Origin of the sequence: Nostoc sp. 2RC (assembly GCF_014222165.1) — a bacterium.
GTDB lineage: Bacteria > Cyanobacteriota > Cyanobacteriia > Cyanobacteriales > Nostocaceae > Nostoc > Nostoc linckia.
Genome location: NZ_JACKZU010000113.1, coordinates 1 through 21,520 on the forward strand (window position 1 = coordinate 1; position 21,520 = coordinate 21,520).

Below are 21,520 nucleotides of genomic sequence, written 5' to 3' on the forward strand. Positions count from 1 at the left end.
CTCCCCACACTCCCCATCTCCTCATCTCCCCACTCCCCATTCCCTATGTTCAAGCTAGATGCAAAGAACAATTACACCCGTGTCCCCACGTTTACCTCATCTCCACATTCACCGCAAAATCGGACTACCGTGATGATGAACTAAATACCACTTGCTGCCGAAAAGCTGAAATACATTTGTAGCTGTTGATTGTGCTTCAAGTCTTCTAGAACGTACCACTTGAAATACATTTTCTATCAGCACAACATAACCAATATTATCAGTTACTTCTGTGGCAATTACATCTGTGCTGATTTCGATGTAAGCAGTATTTTTAAATATCTGATCCCAGGAAGCGCAAATCTCTTTCCAACCTCGCAATACTTGACTTCCAGGATGAATACAAAAACTACCAGTTCCCTGCGACCATATTGCACTCATCGCCTCAATATCTTTTCTTTCAAAAGCTCGATAAAAAGCTGCATTAGTAGCTAAAATTTCATCTTTGGTCATGGGGAGTTAAATAATAGTTAGGAGTTGAGAGTTAGGAGTGAGGAGTTAGGAGTTAGGAGTGAGGAGTTGAGAGTTAAGAATTAGGAGTGAGGAGTTGAGAGTTAAGAATTAGGAGTTGAAAGTTAAGAATTAAGAGTTAGGAGTTGAAAGTCATTAAATTATAACTCTCAATTTGGATTAATTTATTGATTTATAAATTGAGATGGTTTATAGCTTTGCTATTATGGTCTATGTTATGTAGCAGCACATTAGATACTGAATGTAATGCTTTTAGTTACAAGCCATCACCAAATATACACCTAATACAGCCTAGAAATATTTTAATTTTATTAACTCCTAATTCCTAACTCCCAACTCCCAACTCCTCACTCTTAACTCCTCACTCCCATCTCCTCACTCCCAACTCCCAACTCCTCACTCTTAACTCATAACTCCCAACTCCCAACTCCTCACTCCCAACCCCTAACTCTTTTTAACTGTACTAATAGTTTGTAATAATTGATTAGCTGTATAAGGTTTAGGTAAAAAGGCTTTTATTCCCATATCATAAGCTGCATCAACTTTATCCGCTGAACTCAGTCCACTGACGGCAATAATTTTGACATCTGGATTAATTTTTCGGAGGGTGCGGATGGTAGTTAGCCCGTCCATAGATGGCATCAGCATATCAGTTAAGACAAGAGATATTTCATCTCTATGTTCTGCATATAAAGCTATGGCTTCAATGCCGTCGCTGGCTGTAATTGCTTTATAGTTATGACTTTCTAATGATGTTTTTGTCACATCTCGAATGGCTGCTTCGTCATCTACAACTAAAATTAATTCTCCTTGACCTGGAGGTAATTCTTGATGTTGTTCTTCTACGGTTTCCGTTGCATCTTGGGCTGGCAAATATACCTTAAATTGGCTACCTTTTCCAGCTTCACTGTATACGTTGATAAAACCACCGTGGCTTTTGATAATACCAAGCACTGTAGACAGACCAAGACCAGTTCCTTTGCCAACTTCTTTGGTAGTAAAAAATGGCTCAAATATCCGGTCTAATATTTCTGGTTGAATACCGATTCCCCCATCAGCAACACTAATCACAATGTGATGGCCAACTTTAGCATCAATATGCATTTTGGTAAAATTATCATCAATGAAAAGGTTTTCAGCAGAGATTTTTAAAGTGCCACCATTTGGCATGGCGTCACGAGCATTAACACACAGATTCATCAGTACTTGATGCAGCTGAGTAGCATCACCAGATATAGTCCAGAGATTTGGGGAAATTTGTGTAAAAACTTCTATGGATTTGGGAAAAGTTTCTTTAATAATTTGCTGAATTTCTATTATTAAATGCTTTAATTGTAAAATTGTGCGATCGCCTTCCAGTCCACGAGTAAAGGATAATACTTGTTTGACTAGGTTTGCCCCCCGTTTAGCGTTAGCAATCAATATTGGCAGCAGTCGCCGAGAACGCTCATCATTAACTTGTGCCTCTAACAGCTGAGCTGTCATCAAAATTGGTGCCAGAACGTTATTTAAATCGTGGGCGATACCGCTAGCTAATGTGCCAATGCTTTCTAATCGCTGGGCACGCAGAAATTGGGCTTCTAGTAGTTTTTTCTGTGTGATATCAGTGTTTACCACCAAAATAGTTTGTGTTTTTTTACTAAACTCATGTACCAATGTCCAACGACTTTCAACAATAATTTCTTTACCAGATTTGGTTTTTTGATAAAATTCTCCTTCCCAAGAACCATTTTTCATCAAAGTACTGAGTGCTTCTTGAACTTGAGACAGTTGTTTTTCCTGCCAGAGAATTCGTGTCTTTTTGTTAATGGCTTCTTCTTTTTTCCAACCGTACAGTTGCTCAGCAGCTTTGTTCCAAAATAAAATTTTATCGTCTAAATCCCGGACAAAAATTGCATCGGTGGCAACATCTAATAAAGCAGCTTGTTCGCGAATTTTCTGTTCTGTTTGTTTCCGTTCAATGGCGTAGCGGATAGAACGCTCTAACAAAGGAGCCGTTAATTGGCTTTTTTCCAAATAATCTGCGGCTCCAGCTTTCATGGCTTCTAGGTCTATTTCCCAATCGCCCTGACCTGTGAGTAAAATCATTGGAGAAGAAGAACCGTTGGCAATGGCTTCGCGTAATAGTTCTAGTCCATTGTGCGCCCCCAAACGGTAATCTACTAGATAAATGTCATGTTGCTGCCGAGCAATGGCGCTCCTGGCCGCTTGATAATTATTCACCCATTCTAGGTCGCACTTTGCCACCCGGAATTCGCCGAACCAATAACGAGTCAATATATAATCATCTTCATCATCATCAACGAACAGAACTTTGATGGGGCTGTTGTCCATATTCGTCTCCCATTACTTCTGTTGGCAGTTTCACAGTTTCAAACCAGTATTTTCCTACAGTTTTCATTACCTCAACTAAAGAAGCAAAAGTCACTGGCTTAATGATGAAGGAGTTTGCACCTAAGTCGTAGGTATTATATACATCTTCTTCAGTACTTGAAGTTGATAGTATAATCACAGGAATTCGCCGCAGTTGGGGGTCAGTTTTTATTTCTTTGAGTGCCTCAAAACCATCTTTTTTCGGCATATTCAAATCTAATAAAATCAACCCTGGATGTGGTTTATCGCTGTCGCTGGCATATCGACCACGATGGTATAAATAATCCATCAAGTCTTCGCCATTGGTGACTATGTACAGTTCAATTGGCAATTGACTTTCTGCCAAGGCCTCACGAACTAACATCCTGTCATCTTCGTCATCATCAGCCATTAAAATTGTGACGTTTGTTTCTCGACCGTTCACTATGCATCGTCTCCTTTGCATTGGTTTATTAGTATGAATCAAGTTATTAACTTGGCACAGATGGCAACTCGCACATTGACAAAAATATGCAAATATGCAGTCAATATATTTAGCTACAGAAGCTGCTTTTTTTAACAATAAACGGCATGTTGTAATCAGAAAGTCGGTATGAAAAAAAATAAACTATGTTAATAAAAGTTAATTAAGCTAAAACCATGTTTTCTTCTACCTTCTGCCTTGCAGTCTCCTACTTTATCCTGATAACAAATATTCGCTACAACTTACTTAGTCGTCTGAAAGGGCAAATAATCGCATCTGATTAATGGTTAACATAATAGTCAATCTATACAATCAATAAGTCCCAGAAAATAAAGGGCACAATTGTACAATTAAGCTAATTTTTTGGTCTGTTCTTAATCCCTCTCTAGGAAGAAAAATTAAGGGACAGAATGAACTGATAATGTGACAAAAAACTTCGAGCCTTGCCCTGGTGTGCTTTGGGCTACAATCGCTCCATTATGACGTTCGATAATTTTGCGACAGATGGCTAAACCGATACCAGTCCCCTCGTATTCACCATTACTATGTAAACGTTGAAAAACATTGAAAATGCGATCGAGATACTTTTCTTCAAAACCAATACCATTATCTTCTATAACTATTTCGCAAAGGTCAGAACTGTTACACAGTTTATTTGTTTGATTGTTTAAAATGCTGCCATAAATTTTGATTACAGGTGGTATTTGTGGGCGGTGAAATTTGAGAGCATTACCGATGAGATTTTGCAACAATTGGCGCATTTGTACCGGATCGGCTTGAATGGTGGGTAACTCGCCGATTTCTACGGTTGCTCCAGTTTGCTGGACATAGATTTCTAAATCAGATAATACTTCTTGGGCGATGTTTGCTAAATTTACCCATACAAAAGGCTGGGCCCTGGTGGTAACTCGCGAAAGTGTCAGCAAGTCTTCAATTAATGTCTGCATTCTGTTGGCAGCATTCTGCATCCGTTCTAAGTAATCCCGTCCCTGTTCAGTTAAAATATCACCGTAGGAAATCTTCAGCCGATCGCCAAAGGTTTTAATTTTACGCAGTGGTTCTTGCAAATCGTGGGAAGCCACAAATGCAAATTGCTGTAATTCTTGATTGGAACGGGCGAGTTCTTGCCGTTGGCGAATTTCTTGTTCTAAAATTTGGCTTTGAGCTAAGGCAATACCGATTTGATCTGCTAGTTGTTGCAAAAGTTCAATTTCCCAGCTAGTCCACTCACGAGGATGGGCGCACTGATGGGCAATCAACAATCCCCAGAGTTCATTTTTCAGTAAAATCGGCACTACAAGGTTGGCTTTGATGGCGAATCTTTGCAGCAATTCCATATGACAAGGTTGAAGATCGGCTTCTTTGATGTCCCTAATGGAACTAATTCTGCCTTGGCGGTAATACTCGATGTAATTGTCGCGAAAGCAAGAGTCAGTAATTTCCTGGGCCATCACAACAGGTAAACCAGGAACTACTGCTTCTTGAACCGCGACAAAAGAGCCATTTGGCTGTAGACGCAAGATTAATACCCGATCGGCAAGCAATAGCTTTTGTACTTCTATAACGCTGGTTTGAAGAATATCATCGATTTGTAAAGATTGACGAATTTTCAAAGTGATATTAGCGAACAATTGCGATCGCATGTTTTGGCGTTGTAATTCTGCTTGCACGCGGTTGCGTTCGCGCAGTGCGGCTTGGCGTTCGGTAATATCCATCATGGCCCCCATAATTCGCACTGGCTTACCGATTTGGTCGTGGACAACGTAACCGCGATCGAACACGTAGGCGTAGGAACCATTACTGCGGCGAAAGCGGTATTCATTTGACCAGAATTTTTCACCGCTCTCGATTAAAGCACGCGCTTGGTTAGCAATTCTCTGCCTGTCGTCTGGATGGATATGTTCGCTCCACCAATCAGCAGTAAAACTGATTTGCTCTGGGGAGTAACCAAACAGTGTTTGTAAAGTTTGATTCCACCACACCTTGTTAGTCAGCAAATCCCAGTCCCATAATATATCGTTGGTAGCACGGGCAACAATTTGGAAGCGTTCTTCGCTTTGACGCAATTGTTCTTCTGCTAATTTACGTTCCGTGATATCCGTATGACAACTAGTCATCCGTACTACATTGCCATCTTCGTCCCAAACTGCCTGGCCGCGATTCAAGACCCATTTGTAAGTGCCATCTTTACACTGAATTCGATGTTCGCTGATGAAAAACGGAGTCATTTGGGCAAAATGATCGGCGATCGCTTGTCTGACAAATCCTCTATCATCTGGATGCACGCGTGCTGCCCATTCATCAAAATAATCAGAAATTTCGTCTTCTTCATAACCAAGCATTTCTTTCCAACGAGTGGAAAAAAAGACTTGATGATTTTGAACGTTCCAGTCCCAAATACCATCATTACTACCCCGCACCACTAACTGACAGCGTTCTTCGCTTTCTTTGAGGGCGTTTTCCACCTGTTGACGCTCAATGGCAGCAGCGAGAATATTAGCAATAGATTGGAGAAAATAAATTTCATCTTTGGTGAAAGTCTGGTGTCTGGTTGTGTGTGCCCCTAAAACTCCAAAAGGACGCTCTTGACCGTGAATTACTACGCTAATTCCGCTCACTACTTGATGGTCGTGTAGCAGTTGTGGCCCATTAAATCGCGTTTCGCTTCGCAAATCCTTGACAATCACCGGGCCGCAAGAAAGTAGGGTATAACCAGCTTGCGAATTCATCAAAGCGCTGACAGTGGCCTTTCCCACCAAACCAGGTTGCCAACCAATTCCAGCCCTTAGCAGTAATGCATTACCATTTGGCAGTAGTTCTAAAACTTTACAGTACTCAACTTTTAAGCATTGAGCGACGATGCTGACACACAAGTTCATCAATGTAGTTAAGTCTGTTCCAGCTAAGGCTATTTGACTGAGTTCTGCCACCATTGCTTGCTGGTTCGCGTGAACTTCTAGTGCTTCCTCTGTTTGCTTGCGCTTGGTGATGTCTACCTCAATTGCAGACATTCCCACAGCCATCCCTAAGGCATCCCGACAGACAACTCCTTTGCTTGCCAAATGGCGAATGCTACCATCTAGCAAAATAACTCGAAATTCGATGTCGTATTCTAGCCCATTTTTAATGGCTTGCTGGTGCGATCGCTTGACAAAATCCCGGTCTTGGGGATGAACGCGGTTAACAAAAAAATCATAAGTATCGTTAAAACTACCTTTTTTCCAACCAAAAGCTGTTTCTAGGTTACCTGAATAACTAATTTCGTTAGTCACAAAATCCCAGTTCCAAATGCTCATACCAGCAGACTCTAATGCTAATCTCAGCTGTGCTTCTTGCAGTTGTGCTTGGGCAGTTTGCTGTTGTAATTGTTGCTTAGTACGATGAGCTTCCAGAAGACGGCGCAATCTTTGACGTAATATCGGCCATTGAATCGGCTTAGTAATAAAATCAGTAGCACCCGCAGCAAAAGCTTTTTCCACAGATGCCTGGTCATCAATATCAGTAACAATTAATACTAGTCTTTCTTTGCCATCGGAGAGTGTTTGCAGTTGAGCGCAACAACTAAAACCATCCATTTCTGGCATCATGGCATCTAACAGGACTATATCTGGGTGTAGACGAGTATAGGTAGCGATCGCCTCTAAACCGTTACTCGCTTCTACCACCTGATACCCTGCTTCTTTTAATAGCTGACACAGATACATTCGCATTAAATGGTCGTCGTCTACAACCAATATCAGGTTTGTCATTTGTGTTTGTGATTTGTCAAACAAGTTTCAGAGACACTGTTGGCGAATTAGAGTTCGCGGATCTTTTGGTTGAGGGAACAGGGAACTCTTAACAATGAGGGTTTTAATTAGAAACCCACCGATGCCTAAGAAGTCCGGCGACTGCGTCGGGCGGGGTAACACTCCCTTTCCAACACCTCCTTTGTTGCCTCTTGCTTGTTAAGAGTTCCCTTTAAACTCCTTTTGTTCGCTGCACAAGAGTTAATTGGATATTTTTTACTTGTCAGTCCCTAAGACTTTGAAAATACGGTCTAGACCTTATTGTACTGAGTACTATTGTGAATTTTTTTATCTACTACTGTGGGAATCGCTGTTTTCCACTTAAAAGTCCTTTGTACATCAATGTTTTGGGCTAACTTGAACTAAATATCAAGATTTCTTGACATTTATATCTAAAAATTAGATGCATATCGCTCAAATGTCATAAAAACATGACATAGCGATCCCACAATAGCTAATAAATTCGTGGAATAGGCAAAAAATCTATTCCAACCCCTTGATCCCTACATATGCTTAGTGGTTAATATTGACTTAACAAATACAGCTTCTCCGATCCCAAAGAAATGCTAATTTCGGCATAGCTAAAGGATTATTCATAGGAAACGACTTCAATTTAAAAACAGACTAAAAACTTAAAAACTGGGCAAAACCAGGAGTCAGGAATAAGAAATTCATCTGGAGTGGATGACATTTTATATCGCATTCTTTAACCAGGGGAAATCATTTACCGCTTAAACTACTGGAGGCCAAAGTAATGGCAAAAGAACGCCCGCCACTAGAGGAGATGACCTTACGGCAACTGCGTAAAGTCGCCAGCGAATATAGCATCTCTCGCTATAGCCGAATGCGTAAATCCCAATTGCTGGCATCAATTCAAGAAGTCCAGCGCAGCAAAATTTCGCTTAGTCCATCTCGTTCATTGGAGGCACAAGAAACCGTGGAAGCAGCTAAGTTTGAATTAGGTCAGGAAGATCGAACTGGTGGATCTCTTGCTGATGTTGATGAAGGACTCCCAGATCTGCCTTCTGGTTATGGTGAAAGCCGGATTGTACTTTTACCCCGCGATCCTCAATGGGCTTACACCTACTGGGATGTTCCCAATGAACATAAAGAAGAACTCCGCCGCCAAGGGGGACAACAGCTAGCACTGCGGATTTATGATGTTACCGACATCAATATCGATTTTCAAAGTCCCCACAGCATTCAAGAATATCCAGCTGACGAACTAGCAAGAGAATGGTATTTACCAGTTCCAGTTAGCGATCGCGATTATGTCATCGATATCGGCTACCGTGCTGCTGATGGTCGTTGGTTAATTCTGGCTCGTTCCGCTAGAGTACATATTCCCCCCGTATATCCTTCTGACTGGATTGAGGATGTGTTCATCACCGTCAACTTTGAAGAAGATTTGCGCGGCAAAACTCAATACGAACTCGTTCCACCCGCCAAGAAAGTGGCAACAGCTGGTGCAAATGGCGGCGGTAACCCCATTTACGACCAAATCTTTGGTTTAGCGGAATCTGCCGAAGCACAACGCGTTGCTGGTTCTCTGTTTGGCTCCATGCAGCAAGCTGGTTCAGTACGCCACGAACAAGCCATCAGTTCCTACATATTCCCCTCTGGTGTAGGTATGTGGGCTGTTCCCACCACATCTGGTTTAACCATGTCCGGTGTGGGAATGTCTGGTGTAGGCTTCTCAGCTTCCGCCGTACCAGTGCGTCCGCGCAAGTTCTGGTTAATAGCCGATGCTGAACTGATTGTTTACGGTGCAACCGAACCCGATGCTACCGTAACCATTGGCGGCCGTCAAATTCAACTGAATCCAGATGGTACATTCCGCTTCCAAATGTCCTTCCAAGATGGTTTAATTGACTATCCAATTGTGGCTGTGGCTGCTGATGGCGAGCAAACTCGGTCAATTCAAATGAAATTCAATCGTGAAACACCATCCCGGAACACTAACACCAAAGAAGAAGCCGTTCTAGAGTGGTTTTCTTAAGTTTTAGTTCTCAGATTAACTCCAGACTGAAATTTTAAATTATTCCCCGCTATAGTAATTCTGTAGCGGGTTTTTTGTATGATTATGTCTAAAAAAAATTTACTTTTGTTATTTATGGCGATCGCTGCTGCTAGCTTGTTAGTAGGTTGTCAAAAAATTGCAGCTAATTCAGTTTCAAAAGCTTCTCAAACTTGTCCGGGAAAAAATCCCAAATTCAGTATTGATTTTTTTAAAACTAACAATCAAGGGCAGAAAAATTCCCAAGGTATTAACCACGTAATTATTTTTAATCCTAAATCCCCAGAATTAGATTTTAAAGTGAATGTTGGTTTAGCTCATCAACTCTACGCCAAAGATGGTCAAGGAAAATTACGAAAAGAATATGTCCCAAAACAATTTCGCGAACTCATTGTTGGTGATAACGCGAAATTAAATGGACAGTTACCCATTGCCGCAATTAACGCCGATTATATAGATACCGCCGATCAACCACAAGGCTTAAATATTTCTCGTGGCATAGAATATTCAGGAGCATTTAAAAATAAACGTTCTTCCTTTGGTATATCAGGAGGTTTATCCACACAACGACAAGCCACCATTCAAGCTGGTAGAAGAAACAGCAATGTTCTCAACTACAATTTAGTAGGGGGTAATGGTAGATTTTATCGTCAGGGTAAATTTAAAGATATTTGTGAAGATTTAGGAGAATTTGCTTGTAAAAGTGCAACTAATCGGTCTATGGCAGCTATTACTAATCAAGGTTATGTAATACTATTAGTGAATGACGCCAAAGCTAATTCTGATATTAAATTATCTCCAATCAATCAAGAGTTATTACCAGATAAATTTGATAATGTCTTGGAAGGTATTGCTAAGAATAATTGTTTAGGAAAGATTCAAGAAGGAATTTTATTTGATGGGGGTATGTCTCCAGGATTGTATTATAATCAAAAGATTTATGTAGAAAATTATGGCCCTATTGGTTCAGTTTTTTTAATTTATAAAAAATAAATATAAAAAATAAATTATTTTTGTATGTAAAACAAAATACCCGCCCACAAATGCAGGTGTGCGTTTTGCACACCCCACAAGAGTTTATAGAACTTATCCAATTCACCTATCTACCCATTCACTCATTAAAAACTTCAGCAGAATCTAGGTTTTGGGGTTTGAATTGAACTTGTTGCTCATACTACACTCAGCATGAAATTAATCCGCTGTTCAAAGTCTAGCTGTTTAATGATTGCTGTAAATTCATCAGTTTCACTTGGTAGTTGATAATCAGATGGTACTGGGATGATAGTTCCATCTTCCATACCTTGTGCTAACAACAGCCAGACTTCCAATTTAGCGTTAGGAATCAGAGTATTGTAGCTTTGGGAGATGTCATTAGCTTTACCTTGAAGCAAATCGCGTTGTGCTTGCAGTTGTTCTTGGTGAGATAAAACTTTAATTTTATCGAACACTGCTTTTCCAAGGGATTCTACACTTGGAGGAGGTGCAGGTTGTAACTGGTTTTTAATATCTAGGTAACCAAACCAAAGTATACCTAGTTGAGTATCGACATCGAAGCGTCGAAAAATTTCTAAAGCTGGTTTTGTGCTTTCGTTAACTGCGTAAGCCATAAAAAACTCCAAAAAAGTCTAAGTTTTTGAGAAAATTATTCTCAATGCTTCATCAAAGTTAACGAATCAAGGGAAACCAATAACTCTACTTATGGTATGAACGGCATTCACTACAGAAGACAGATCGTAGATAACTCAAATTGCTACTTATAAAAATGCTCAATTGAATGTATGTATGGATTTTCTGGCTAAAATTGGGAATCAAAAAATTAGGCTAGCGATCGCCCGCACTAACTTCGCTGGTTCCACTGGTTTTGTAATATGCTTATCGAATCCAGCGGCAATTGCCTGTTGATAATCAACTTCAGCGGCATAAGCAGTTAAAGCAATGGCCAAAATTTTTCCTCCCAGTTCTGGAGGCATATCTCTGATTCGACGGATCAACATATAGCCGTCTACTTCGGGCATTCCAATGTCACTTACAAGTAGATTTGGCTGTAAATCAGGCAGAATTTTTAGTGCTTCCATAGCGGAGTCTACCTGCGTTACCATTGCCCCAGACTGTTCCAAAATGAAAGCAATTAACTCTCGCGTATCGCACTCATCATCCACCAACAGCACTTTCACCCCACTCAAATCGGGCAAATCATTTGATTGTCCATCTATTTCCCGATGCTTGAGATGAACCTTAATCAATGGCAACATAACTGTAAAGGTTGCTCCCTGTTCTTCTCCCAAACTTTCTGCCTTTACTGTACCGCCATGTAATTCCACGATGTGACGAACAATGGCCAATCCTAACCCCAATCCCCCGAATTTTCTGGTGGTTGCGCCGTCAGCTTGTCGGAAGTAATCAAAGACGAATGGTAAAAAGTCGGCGTTAATTCCTTTGCCTGTATCGCATACTTGCAGTTGAGCATGAGAATCAACACAAGCTAAACTGATTTCTACTTGTCCGCCTTGGGGTGTAAACTTAATGGCATTAGAAAGCAGATTCCAGATTACTTGTTGTAAGCGGACTGAATCACCTGCTACTAAAAATTTGGAATCGTAGCCTTGGTGCGCCGACAGCACCACTTGAATTTGAGATTTGAGATTGTCTGGTTGTTTATTAAACTCAATGGATGCTAAATTTCTGTTGGTATTTTCTGATGCCAAATCTAAAATCACAAATCGCAAATTGATAGATTTAGCTTGGGCCGCTAAACGCACGGTTTCTAAAGCTGCGGCGATCGCACCTACCAAATTCACAGGAGCAACATTCAAGCTGAGTTTTCCTTGCAAAATGCGAGAAACATCCAGCAAGTCTTCAATCAGTTGAGTTTGCAGCTTCGCATTACGCTCAATGGTTTCCAAAGCACGAGCGGTGGTTGCGGCGTCATACTTTTTAGTTTGCAGCATCTTTGACCAACCAAGGATGGGATTTAGCGGCGTGCGAAGTTCGTGGGAAAGAACTGCTAAAAATTCATCTTTGATGCGGTTAGCCTGAATTAATTGCTCTTTTCGTCGCTGTAACGAAGCCATTAATTCAAAACGTTCCAAAGCAACCGCCACCTGATCTGATGTTGCTTGCAATAGGGCAGTTTCCTCTAAAGTAAAGTGCATACGCCTGCAACTGGCAAAAGAAAGTACACCGAGCAGCTTTCCTTGCACAATCAATGGTTGACCTGCATAGGCTGTAATTCCCAAACTATGAAGTATGTGTGCATGGGGATGGTTTGAGTGGGGCACGTCGTTGAGGATAATTTGACGCCGTTCTTGGGCTACTAGTCCACAGATTCCTTGATGAAATTCTAAGTATTCAATTGTTTTAAATACTTCTTCTGTAATGCCGTTCCAAGCTACCAAATGAAGTTTATTTTTATTTTCGTGGGTTTCAATCAAATAGTTAAAGTAAAAATCCAAATCCATCTGCGCCGAGAGTTTACTGAACAAAGCGTTCATCAAATCCAAGGGGCGCTCGGTTGACAGCAAATCACTGGTTGTTTCAAACAGCAACTTCAGTCCTTCACTACGTTCTTGTAAGGCTTTTTCTGCTTGTTGGCGTTCTCTAAGGGCCCGTTCGCGTTCGGTAATGTCAACTGCAACTCCTCCCACCAACAGTTGTCCGGAGGGGTCTGCAATGGGAAACTTGTATACTAAAAATTCCCCAAGGCTGCCATCTGGACGTGGGGCAGACTCAATGACTTCCAAGACTTGATTCGTGTCGGTAACGGTTTTCACATTATTGAGGAATAACTGAGCAATTTCGGCTGGATATAGCTCAAAAATGTTTTTATTAATGGGGTTGTTTGTTGCTAAATTAAATGTGCGGAAATAAGTCGGGCTGAGATAAAGTACGCGTCCCTGTGCATCTGTAATCCAAGCTGCCGCCGGACTGTTGTCCATAAAAGCTTGGAAGCGTTCTTCACTTTGGTGCAAAGCTTTTTCGATTTGCTGGCGTTCGCTAATATCAAGAACAAACATCACTGATTTGTGCCGAGATTCTCCTAATAGTGAGTAGCCAATAACAACGGGTACGCGAGAACCATCTTTGCGAATGTATTCTTTTTCATAAGGAGTGCAAGCTCCTTTTGACTTGGCTTCAGCGATGGCCAGTTCATCCAAATAACGATACTCTGGTGGTGTAATTTCAGTCCAGCGTAGTTTAAAAGCTCGCAAATCCTCTTGGGTGTAGCCGACAATTCGCAGAAACTCGTCATTGGCTTCATTGATGCTACCTTCCACATCGCCAAATATAATGCCGACTACATTCGCTTCTACAAAACTCCTCAGCTGCTCCTCACTAGCTTTAACTGCCGCTTCTGCCTGCTTGCGAGCAGTGATATTCATGATGCTTACCAATACGCTGTCAAATTTAGCATTTTCTGACCCAAAGCTAATGGTAAACAGGACGTTGAGACGTTCTCCCTGGAGAGTTTTGAGAATTGTCTCTGATTCCAAATAAGTTTCCCCATCAGTAATTGCCAACAATTCTTCGATAAATACCTCTAGGGTTTCCGGTACGAATATTTGTTGGAGTGGAACCAAAAGTTCATTTTTATTTTCAGCGCCAAACATTCGCACGGCGGCATTATTCACGTTGACAATTCTCACCATGTCAACGGCTTGTTGAATAAATTCAGGGTGTTCGGCAAAAAAGGCACGAAAATTTTCCACACCTTGGGCTTTCAAATTATCCAGCGCTGCCTTCACAAGGGAAAAATCTTCTTCCAGAATTGACACACCTGCGGCTTCAAAAATATAGCGATATTTTCTCTCCTGTTCTTGCAGCGCCTCTTGTGTCTGTTTGCGTTGGCTGATGTCACGAAAAAAAATATCGAGACCATCTTCACAAGGGTAAGCGTGAATTTCTAACCACAAGTCATATTCGCATGGCAAATAATAATGATGTTCAAAATAGACGGGAATTTGTTCTGCCATCGCTCGTTGGTATTGATGCTCTAGGTTTGTACCTACTAATGCTGGCCACTCTTCCCAGTGGGACTTACCAAGAACTTCTGTACGAGATTTGTGGTTAATTCGCTCTGCTTCAGCATTTTGGTAAATGATTCGCCAATCTCTGTCTAAACTGATGAAAGCATCACTCATATTTTCTAGGGTGCGCGTCACTCGCTCATTGGCTTGTTGTAGTGCCGCTTGTGCTTGTTTGCGTTCGCTTAAATCAACAACAAAGCCAATAACGGTTTCTTGGCCATCTTCTACGAGGACAGAACCAAGCAAAACAGGAACGCGAGAACCATCTTTGCAAATATATTCTTTTTCAAAAGGTTTACAAACTCCGCTGCTTCTGAGTTCCTCTACGGAACGTTCACTGACAATCAAAAACTCAGGCGCGGTGATTTCGCGCCAGTCTATTTGCTTACCAGACAAATCCTCTCGCGTATAACCGACCATCTTCAAAAAAGCATCATTGGCTTCGATGACACCACCGTTGAGGTTGCTGGCGATGACTCCAATGATGTTAGATTCTGCGAGTCGGCTAAACCGCATTTCGCTATTTTGTAATAACTTTAGACTTGACTCTGCTTTGGCTTTAGCAGTTTGTAATTCTGAGAAAAGTGCAGTTATTAATAAAGATACTAATGAAAAAGTTGTTAATCGCACCAAAACGCTAAAGTTTGGGATCTCAAAGGAGTAGACTGGTTGAATCAGAAAGTAGAAGGCGATTATGGCAGATAAAGCGATCGCTAGCATTCCCACTTCCATGCCACCATACCACGCGCTAACCGCCACAGCAGCATAAAAAAAGGTAAACACACTCGGATCGAATACTGGTTGTAATAATCGCGCCATCATTAAGGCAACTATTACCGCCAATATCATCACGCCATAAATTGCTGAGCGAGAGCGCATTATCAAGAATTGTTCTAGTAATTTGACGCTCATATCAAGAGTCCTCCCCTTGCTGTATTTTAGAGAGATACTCCTTTATTAGTCTTTTCCCTGATTCGCCCATCTTCTCTAACATTTCTTCAATTAGCTTTAGTGCCATCTGTGAAGGCACCACATATCCCTTTTCCCAGCGATTTACTGTTCGCACGGAAACTCCCAAACGGGCTGCAAACTTTTTCTGGGACAGATTCAGTTGCTGCCGAAGTTCGCGGATTAAATCTGCAATTTTTATAGATTTTTCTAGTTCCATAGTCAGCAGAGTAAGCCAAGTATTACGTCATTTGTCTCCGACTTGAGGCAGAATTTTAAGAATCATCAGATATTATCTATCCACGGGTAAATTACATCTTTTGGTAAACCCAAACATCAGTTATTAGTGTTTGCTGCTGAGCGTAAAAGCATTACTACAACAATGTTCTGCCGCTTGCAACTGCCACAATGTACGCCAATAAAAAGTTATTGACATAAGAGAAGTGCCAAGGGTATTTATAAAATAAAAATAAAATTTACTTGGTTGCGCGATGACCAATAGTATTATTGTAGATTATTTGATTGTTTAAAAATACTATACATTGCTAAAAATATAGCAATCCCAAAGAAATTGGGAAATATGACATGTTAGAATTATTGATTTTTGACTGTTAACTGTTGACAGTCAACAGTCTACATTGATATTGTTTAAAACTGAAATAAGATTGCTATAAGTGCATAATATTTGAAATTATTGCACTTGAGATTTGATTTTTAAATCAAATTCCGAGGCTGAAATTCCCGACTTATTCAAAAATGCAAAATATTGTTTATGCAAAAAGAGTAATTAATTTTACTTCTGGAGTAAGATGCAATGGTAAAAATGTCAAGCTAAAATATAGTGTCAAGTCGATTGTTGCCTAATTTTTATTGCCATTTTGATTAATCAACACTCAGAAAATCTTCTCAATACTCAGCTGGAAAAAGCACCAGTCCAAGGCTATAAATTTAGCTGGTTCGACTGGTTTTGTCTTTGGTATCCTCCAGGCTGGTTGATTTTATTTAACCGCCACTGGCAACACTATCATCAAGATCCAGATGGTTGGCATTGGCTTGAATATGGATTATTTTTAATTCCTGGTGGATTTTATTTAGCAATGCTGAGTCGTTGGTTGCGTTTGGGTTGTCGTTCGCCACGCCAAGAAGTTGGCGAATTCGATGCCAATTATCAACAAGCTTTTCGCCAAGAAGTTATTGGCCCCATCGTCAAATATTATTTTCGAGGAGAATTGCAGCAAATTGAAAACGTGCCACCAAAGGGGCCATTAATTGTGGCCATGAACCACGCCGGGATGTGTTTTCCTTGGGACTTTTTGACCTTAGCTTATTTGTTAGGAGAAGCCAGAGGATGGAAAGTGCAACCCTTAGCAAATCCAGCATTATTCGATCATCCTTGGATGGTTTGGTGGTTACCATCTAAATGGTCGCAAGTATTGGGTGGTGTGAGAGCAGAATTAAATGATTTTGAGGTTGCCATTGCCCAAGGTAAAATTCTTCTTTATGCACCCGAAGGCATCAGGGGGCCTGCCAAAGGTTGGAGAAAACGTCATCAACTACAAAAGTTTGATGTTAGCTTTATGCAACTGAGCGATCGCTATCATATTCCCATTCTTCCAGTAGTTTGCATCGGTAGTGAATTTCTGCATCCTTGGACTTTTAATATCACCAAATTACAACGGCTAATCAAATTACCATTCTTGCCTTTTTCGCCTTTAATGCTTGCCTTACTTTTGTTTCCCTCAATGGGAGTTTGGGCAATGAAAACTCGTCTGCGTTATTTCATTCAGCCCTTGGAATCAGCAGAATTAGGGACAAACTCAAACAAAGGACGTACAGCAGTTTATCAACAAGCCCAAAAATTACGAGAAAAACTACAACTTCAAATTAATCAGCTATTAAGTCAATTTTGACCTTGATTCAGATAGTTAAGTTTAATACCATTGCTTTTGAAAAATTAGCAAACAGCAATCAAACAACTTTACCAATCACTGGTTTTTGTGTCGTCCCAGACTTCCAACTCCAAATCATGGAGATAAGTTAATGCACTGTGAATTTGTGCCTCTGTTCCTTTAAGTTCTAGGTCAAACCAACCATCACCGACAGCATTGGCTCCCAAAATCGCTGCCGTAATATTCACAGTCAGATTGTAATCAGACACCAGGCGAGAAATCACAGGTTCTTGATGATAGTCCTTGGGAATTCTGAGTCGAATTCGTTTGTTGGTAGGTGTATTGTTACTAGTCATAGAGGGGAGTGGGGAGGTGGAGAGGTGGGGAGATGGCTTTGCTAAGGGAAAAGGTTAAAGGTTAAAGGGGAAAGAGAGATCTTTCCTTTCCCCCTTCCCCTTTGCCCCTTGCCCTATGCCCACCCTATTCAACATCTTTAATGCGGGTTTTGCGTTCTAAAATCTCTTTGAGGACTAAGGTGACTACTGCTAGTAAGGCTAATAGTACGGCGGCAGAAAAGGCTGCTTCGGTTTCATACTGTTTGTAAGCGTCTTCTACAAACAGTGGTAAACTCTGGGTTTGGTCGGCAATGTTGCCTGATACTACTGAAACTGCGCCAAATTCACCCATTGCTCTGGCGTTAGTCAAAATTAAACCGTAGAGTAAGCCCCATCGGATGCTGGGTAAGGTGACGCGCCAAAATATTTGCCAATCTTTAGCGCCTAAGGTTCTGGCTGCTTCTTCTTGGTCTTTGCCAAATTCCTCTAAAACTGGAATTACTTCCCGCGCTACGAAGGGCATACTAACGAAGGCTGTTGCCAGTACCATACCTGGAACGGCAAAGATAATTTTGATATCGTGTGCTTGCAGCCAAGGGCCAAACCAGCCATTGCGTCCATAAAGTAGGACAAGCATCAATCCTGCAACTACGGGGGAGATGGAAAAGGGCAGGTCAATGATGCTTAAAACTACGGCGCGTCCGGGAAATTTATGGCGAGCGATCGCCCAAGCTGCACACAAACCAAATACTGTATTTAATGGGAGAGAAATGGCAGCCAACAATAGTGTCAACCAAGCTGCATGGAGAAAGGCTGGTCGTGTCAGGTTAGATAGAAATGGCCCGACTCCTTTGCTGAAGGCTTGGACAAAAACGTTAATTGCAGGCAGATATTGAACTAAGCTTAAATAGGCGATGGCAATACCAATTAAAACTATTGGTACCCACTTTTTCTGCTCTTTTGGTTTGGCTGTATCTTTAATTTCATCAGATGCAGATGAGTGAAAACTTGGCTTATCTACTGTCATATCGCCTTGCCCATGCTTGTAAAAAATTAATTGCCAATAGCAATATCAATGAAATTGATAGTAGAACTATGCCAATTACTGTTGCACCAGAATAGTCATACTGCTCTAATCTTTGGAAAATCAACACAGGTGCGATTAAATCTTGGAATGGTGTATTAGAAGAAATAATCACAGTTGAACCATACTCTCCAACTGCACGGGAAAAACCCAAGGCAATACCAGTCAAAATTGTCGGAAATAATGGCGGCAAAATCACTTTCCAAAATGTCTGCCATTGAGAAGCACCCAAACACCAAGCAGCTTCTTCAATTTCATGTTCCATTTCCTGGAGTACGGGTTGCACAGTTCTCACCACAAAAGGCAGTGAGATAAAAATCATTGCTAGGGCTACTCCTGTGCGAGTAAAAGATATTTTAATTCCTAGAGGTGATAGCAGTGAGCCTATCCAACCGTTGTCGCTATAAACTGTTGCCAGTGTTAAACCTGCTACCGCAGTTGGCAAGGCAAAAGGTAAATCTACTGTGGCATCAACCAAGCGTTTCAACGGAAAGTCGTAGCGGACTAAAACCCAAGCAATCAAAGTACCAAATACGCCATTGAGTAGTGCAGCAAACAATGAAGTTACAAAAGTTACATTGTATGTTGCTAATGCAATATCGCTAGTTGCGATCGCCCAAAACCTAGCTGGAGGTTCAGTACTTGCTTTCAAAAACATCGCAATTATGGGGATAAACAACATCACCGTCAAGTAGGCGATGGTAATTCGCCAAGTCCACGGAACTTGCTGCAATTTCTTCCACAATGATGTTTTATGTTCGACTTCTACAGGAGGAGATACAGTCGTCATAGTCAAAAATTCAAAATTTAAAAAGAAGTTAGAAGTTAGAAGTCAGAAGTCAGAATTCAGGAGTCAGAATTCAGGAGTCAGAAGTCAGAAGTCAGAAGTCAGAAGTCAGAAGTCAGAAGTCAGAATTCAGAATAATTAATTTTGGGTTGTGAATTCTTTTCAATAACTAAATAAAGAGTTCACTCGCAAAGCTGGAGAATGAGAAAGCTCCAGTCAGGAATCAGAATTTAGTAAGACTTACGCAACTGGCATATTATTTTAAGTTTGTAGTGAGTACTTTAGTCCTCTAATAAGGACTGAAGTCCTTACTACAAGCAAAAAAATTGATTTTTTGTGACACTTGCGTAAGTCCTGTTCAGTTAGGTATTGTATTCTGCATAACTTAAGATACAGCTTGCTTCAGCACAGAAGTAGATAACAGCTGAAGCACAATACTACAATTTCGGATTCTGATTCCTGAATTCTGAATTCTGAATTCTTTTCTGAATTACCTTTTCTTTTGGGCTTGTATCTTATCGAACACACCCCCATCTGCGAAGAATTTTTTATCAATTTCTTCCCAACCACCAAAATCTTGAACTGTACCTAAAGTTTGCACCTTGGGAAACTTATCTGTAACTTCTTTAGTTTGAGCTAAAGTTTCATCTACAGGTCTGAATCCTAATTTAATAAACTCTTGTTGTGCTTCTGGTGTATATAGGAATTTCACAAAACCTTCAGCAACTTCCCGCGTACCGTGCTTATCAACGTTTTTATCTACTACAGCAATGGGATTGTCGATGGATATATTCACATCGGGGATGACGTAATCTACTTTCTCACCTTTTTGTTGTGCCAGAATAACTTCGTTTTCGTAGTTAATTAAGACATCTCCTTGACCCTGTTTAGCAAATGCGTCGGTGGCTTCCCGTGCATCTTTAGTCAGGATAGGTACATTGTTGTAAACTTTGGTGACAAATTCAGTTGCTTTGGCCTCATCTCCACCTGTTTTAATTATGGAGTTCCACAGTGCCAAGAAATTCCACTTAGCAATGCCTGAGGTTTTGGGGTCAGCAGTAATCAACTTGACATTTTTTGTGACCAAATCTTCCCAAGTTTTGACGCCTTTGGGGTTGCCAGGGCGAGTGATGATTGCTGCTACAGATTTAGAGACAATACCGTTATTGGGAACTTCTTTTTCCCATCCTGATTGAATTAATCCAGCCTTTTCAATCTTTGTGGTGTCTCCTGCCAGTGCTAAGTAAACAACATCTGCTCCCAACCCATCGATGACGGCACGATTTTGAAAACCAAAACCGCCATAGCTTTGTTTGAAAGTCACAGTTTGGTTATGGTCTTTCTTCCACTGTTCTACAAATTTAGGAATGATGGCTTCGTGAGCAGCTTTGGTAACTGCAAAGGAAACTAGTGTCAGTTCAACATTACTTTTACTTGCAGCCACAGGACTAGCACTAGGAGTTTCTGTAGAAGAACTGCCCCCCTCTCCACCAGAGCAGGCGGCAAGCGCCACACTCAACATTGTTCCTGCCAAAAAAAGCGATACAAATCCTTTGAGCGAATTTACTCTGAACCGGTTAATTCTACGTTCAGCAATCGCTTGTAATATTTCTAGTGGGCGCTGCCACAAACTCATCCTATTGCCTCCGCTAAATCTACACTTACTAGATGGGAATACAGTTATATACTGTAGTATATTACTAGACTTTTGCAGCTATTTGGTTACAAATACACAAAATCATCACATTATCTATCGAAAATATGGTGATTGTATCAGTTTTGTGATAAATTATAAATACTTTAAGTTTTAAATATTAAATACTCATTAAAATCAACCATTCTAGGCATCAAGCAAGTTGCTAGGAAATAAACGATACGCTAAATAGTATTATTTATGCCTGATGGAAAATTACTAAATATTAGCGTTTTTTTGTATTTCTTATTACCTAATCCCTTGTAATACCTAATTACTAAGTTAATGAACCTGACTTCAAATTTAATGAAAGTTTAGGTAATTTTTTGCGTTCTTTTAATTAAAAACTTCCAAATCAAGGAAGGAAAAATTTTAGTACAAAAATTTAGTTAAATTTTTGAACAAAATTAAGTATTTGTAGTGGCGTGGCAAGCCTTAAATGTTGCAATAGATTTTATTGTGGGATGGATGTCCTCACCTCTCCGGGCGGGCAGGATGCCCACCCCACAAGAGTTTACTAATGCACTCTTTTAGCTGTGTCAGTCCACTACATTAATTTTATTTTCACTTTATAAATCACTTCTAATTCTGAATACTACTATATAGAAC

General features: G+C 40.7%; 14 protein-coding genes. 3 read left to right on the forward strand and 11 right to left on the reverse strand.

From position 1 onward, the window contains the following. Positions 1-108: 108 nt before the first annotated feature. The 4 genes from GNE10_RS14820 to GNE10_RS14835 all read right to left on the reverse strand — a co-directional run bounded on the left by GNE10_RS14820 (position 109) and on the right by GNE10_RS14835 (position 7,095). Positions 109-492: a nuclear transport factor 2 family protein gene (locus GNE10_RS14820; RefSeq protein WP_185565836.1), complete on the reverse strand. Its 384-nt coding sequence runs from the start codon at positions 490-492 to the stop codon at positions 109-111. Positions 493-954: 462 nt separating this feature from the next. Continuing rightward, positions 955-2,844 (reverse strand): response regulator, encoded by a 1,890-nt coding sequence (locus tag GNE10_RS14825; RefSeq protein ID WP_185565837.1) that lies wholly within the window; start codon positions 2,842-2,844, stop codon positions 955-957. Continuing rightward, positions 2,810-3,307 (reverse strand): response regulator, encoded by a 498-nt coding sequence (locus GNE10_RS14830; RefSeq protein WP_185565838.1) that lies wholly within the window; start codon positions 3,305-3,307, stop codon positions 2,810-2,812. The genes GNE10_RS14825 and GNE10_RS14830 overlap by 35 nt, the downstream gene beginning before the upstream one ends. A gap of 437 nt (positions 3,308-3,744) precedes the next feature. Continuing rightward, entirely contained in the window at positions 3,745-7,095 is a 3,351-nt protein-coding gene (locus GNE10_RS14835) for a PAS domain-containing protein (RefSeq protein ID WP_185565839.1), read from the reverse strand. Positions 7,096-7,888: 793 nt separating this feature from the next. Between GNE10_RS14835 and GNE10_RS14840 the strand changes: the two genes are divergently transcribed. Both GNE10_RS14840 and GNE10_RS14845 read left to right on the forward strand, forming a co-directional pair. Then, the gene (locus tag GNE10_RS14840; protein WP_099067632.1) at positions 7,889-9,133 is read left to right on the forward strand and encodes a DUF4912 domain-containing protein; all 1,245 of its coding nucleotides are present in this window, start codon (positions 7,889-7,891) and stop codon (positions 9,131-9,133) included. 84 nt (positions 9,134-9,217) lie between these two features. Beyond that, positions 9,218-10,144, forward strand: a complete 927-nt coding sequence (locus GNE10_RS14845; protein WP_185565840.1) for a phosphodiester glycosidase family protein — start codon at positions 9,218-9,220, stop codon at positions 10,142-10,144. Positions 10,145-10,320: 176 nt separating this feature from the next. Here the strand turns inward: GNE10_RS14845 and GNE10_RS14850 are convergent, their stop codons facing one another. From GNE10_RS14850 to GNE10_RS14860, 3 genes are all read right to left on the reverse strand, one after another. Further along, on the reverse strand, positions 10,321-10,758 hold the full coding sequence (locus GNE10_RS14850; RefSeq protein WP_185565841.1) for an orange carotenoid protein N-terminal domain-containing protein: 438 nt from the start codon (positions 10,756-10,758) through the stop codon (positions 10,321-10,323). 201 nt (positions 10,759-10,959) lie between these two features. Further along, positions 10,960-15,087, reverse strand: a complete 4,128-nt coding sequence (locus GNE10_RS14855; protein ID WP_185565842.1) for a PAS domain S-box protein — start codon at positions 15,085-15,087, stop codon at positions 10,960-10,962. 1 nt (position 15,088) lies between these two features. Further along, positions 15,089-15,343: a DNA-binding transcriptional regulator gene (locus tag GNE10_RS14860; protein ID WP_185565843.1), complete on the reverse strand. Its 255-nt coding sequence runs from the start codon at positions 15,341-15,343 to the stop codon at positions 15,089-15,091. 658 nt (positions 15,344-16,001) lie between these two features. Here GNE10_RS14860 and GNE10_RS14865 point away from each other — a divergent pair. Continuing rightward, complete coding sequence (locus GNE10_RS14865; RefSeq protein WP_185565844.1) at positions 16,002-17,033, forward strand: 1-acyl-sn-glycerol-3-phosphate acyltransferase; 1,032 nt, start codon at positions 16,002-16,004, stop codon at positions 17,031-17,033. A 68-nt stretch (positions 17,034-17,101) separates the two neighbouring features. On the opposite strand, the gene GNE10_RS14870 is transcribed toward GNE10_RS14865, so the two are convergent. The 4 genes from GNE10_RS14870 to GNE10_RS14885 form a co-directional block, all read right to left on the reverse strand. Beyond that, entirely contained in the window at positions 17,102-17,368 is a 267-nt protein-coding gene (locus GNE10_RS14870; protein ID WP_099071526.1) for an NIL domain-containing protein, read from the reverse strand. 124 nt (positions 17,369-17,492) lie between these two features. Continuing rightward, on the reverse strand, positions 17,493-18,374 hold the full coding sequence (gene cysW / locus GNE10_RS14875) for a sulfate ABC transporter permease subunit CysW (RefSeq protein WP_099071520.1): 882 nt from the start codon (positions 18,372-18,374) through the stop codon (positions 17,493-17,495). Next, on the reverse strand, positions 18,361-19,221 hold the full coding sequence (cysT, locus tag GNE10_RS14880; protein WP_185565845.1) for a sulfate ABC transporter permease subunit CysT: 861 nt from the start codon (positions 19,219-19,221) through the stop codon (positions 18,361-18,363). Before cysT ends, cysW begins: the two co-directional genes overlap by 14 nt. A 487-nt stretch (positions 19,222-19,708) precedes the next feature. After that, on the reverse strand, positions 19,709-20,854 hold the full coding sequence (locus tag GNE10_RS14885; protein WP_185565846.1) for a sulfate ABC transporter substrate-binding protein: 1,146 nt from the start codon (positions 20,852-20,854) through the stop codon (positions 19,709-19,711). Positions 20,855-21,520: the final 666 nt, after the last annotated feature.

Coding starts and splice junctions, on each gene's coding strand:
- GNE10_RS14820 (WP_185565836.1), bottom strand. CDS start 492: ATGACCAAAGATGAAATTTTAGCTACTAATGCAGCTTTTTATCGAGCT.
- cysW (WP_099071520.1), bottom strand. CDS start 18,374: ATGACAGTAGATAAGCCAAGTTTTCACTCATCTGCATCTGATGAAATT.
- GNE10_RS14860 (WP_185565843.1), bottom strand. CDS start 15,343: ATGGAACTAGAAAAATCTATAAAAATTGCAGATTTAATCCGCGAACTT.
- GNE10_RS14870 (WP_099071526.1), bottom strand. CDS start 17,368: ATGACTAGTAACAATACACCTACCAACAAACGAATTCGACTCAGAATT.
- GNE10_RS14885 (WP_185565846.1), bottom strand. CDS start 20,854: ATGAGTTTGTGGCAGCGCCCACTAGAAATATTACAAGCGATTGCTGAA.
- GNE10_RS14845 (WP_185565840.1), top strand. CDS start 9,218: ATGTCTAAAAAAAATTTACTTTTGTTATTTATGGCGATCGCTGCTGCT.
- GNE10_RS14825 (WP_185565837.1), bottom strand. CDS start 2,844: ATGGACAACAGCCCCATCAAAGTTCTGTTCGTTGATGATGATGAAGAT.
- GNE10_RS14850 (WP_185565841.1), bottom strand. CDS start 10,758: ATGGCTTACGCAGTTAACGAAAGCACAAAACCAGCTTTAGAAATTTTT.
- GNE10_RS14835 (WP_185565839.1), bottom strand. CDS start 7,095: ATGACAAACCTGATATTGGTTGTAGACGACGACCATTTAATGCGAATG.
- GNE10_RS14855 (WP_185565842.1), bottom strand. CDS start 15,087: ATGAGCGTCAAATTACTAGAACAATTCTTGATAATGCGCTCTCGCTCA.
- GNE10_RS14840 (WP_099067632.1), top strand. CDS start 7,889: ATGGCAAAAGAACGCCCGCCACTAGAGGAGATGACCTTACGGCAACTG.
- cysT (WP_185565845.1), bottom strand. CDS start 19,221: ATGACGACTGTATCTCCTCCTGTAGAAGTCGAACATAAAACATCATTG.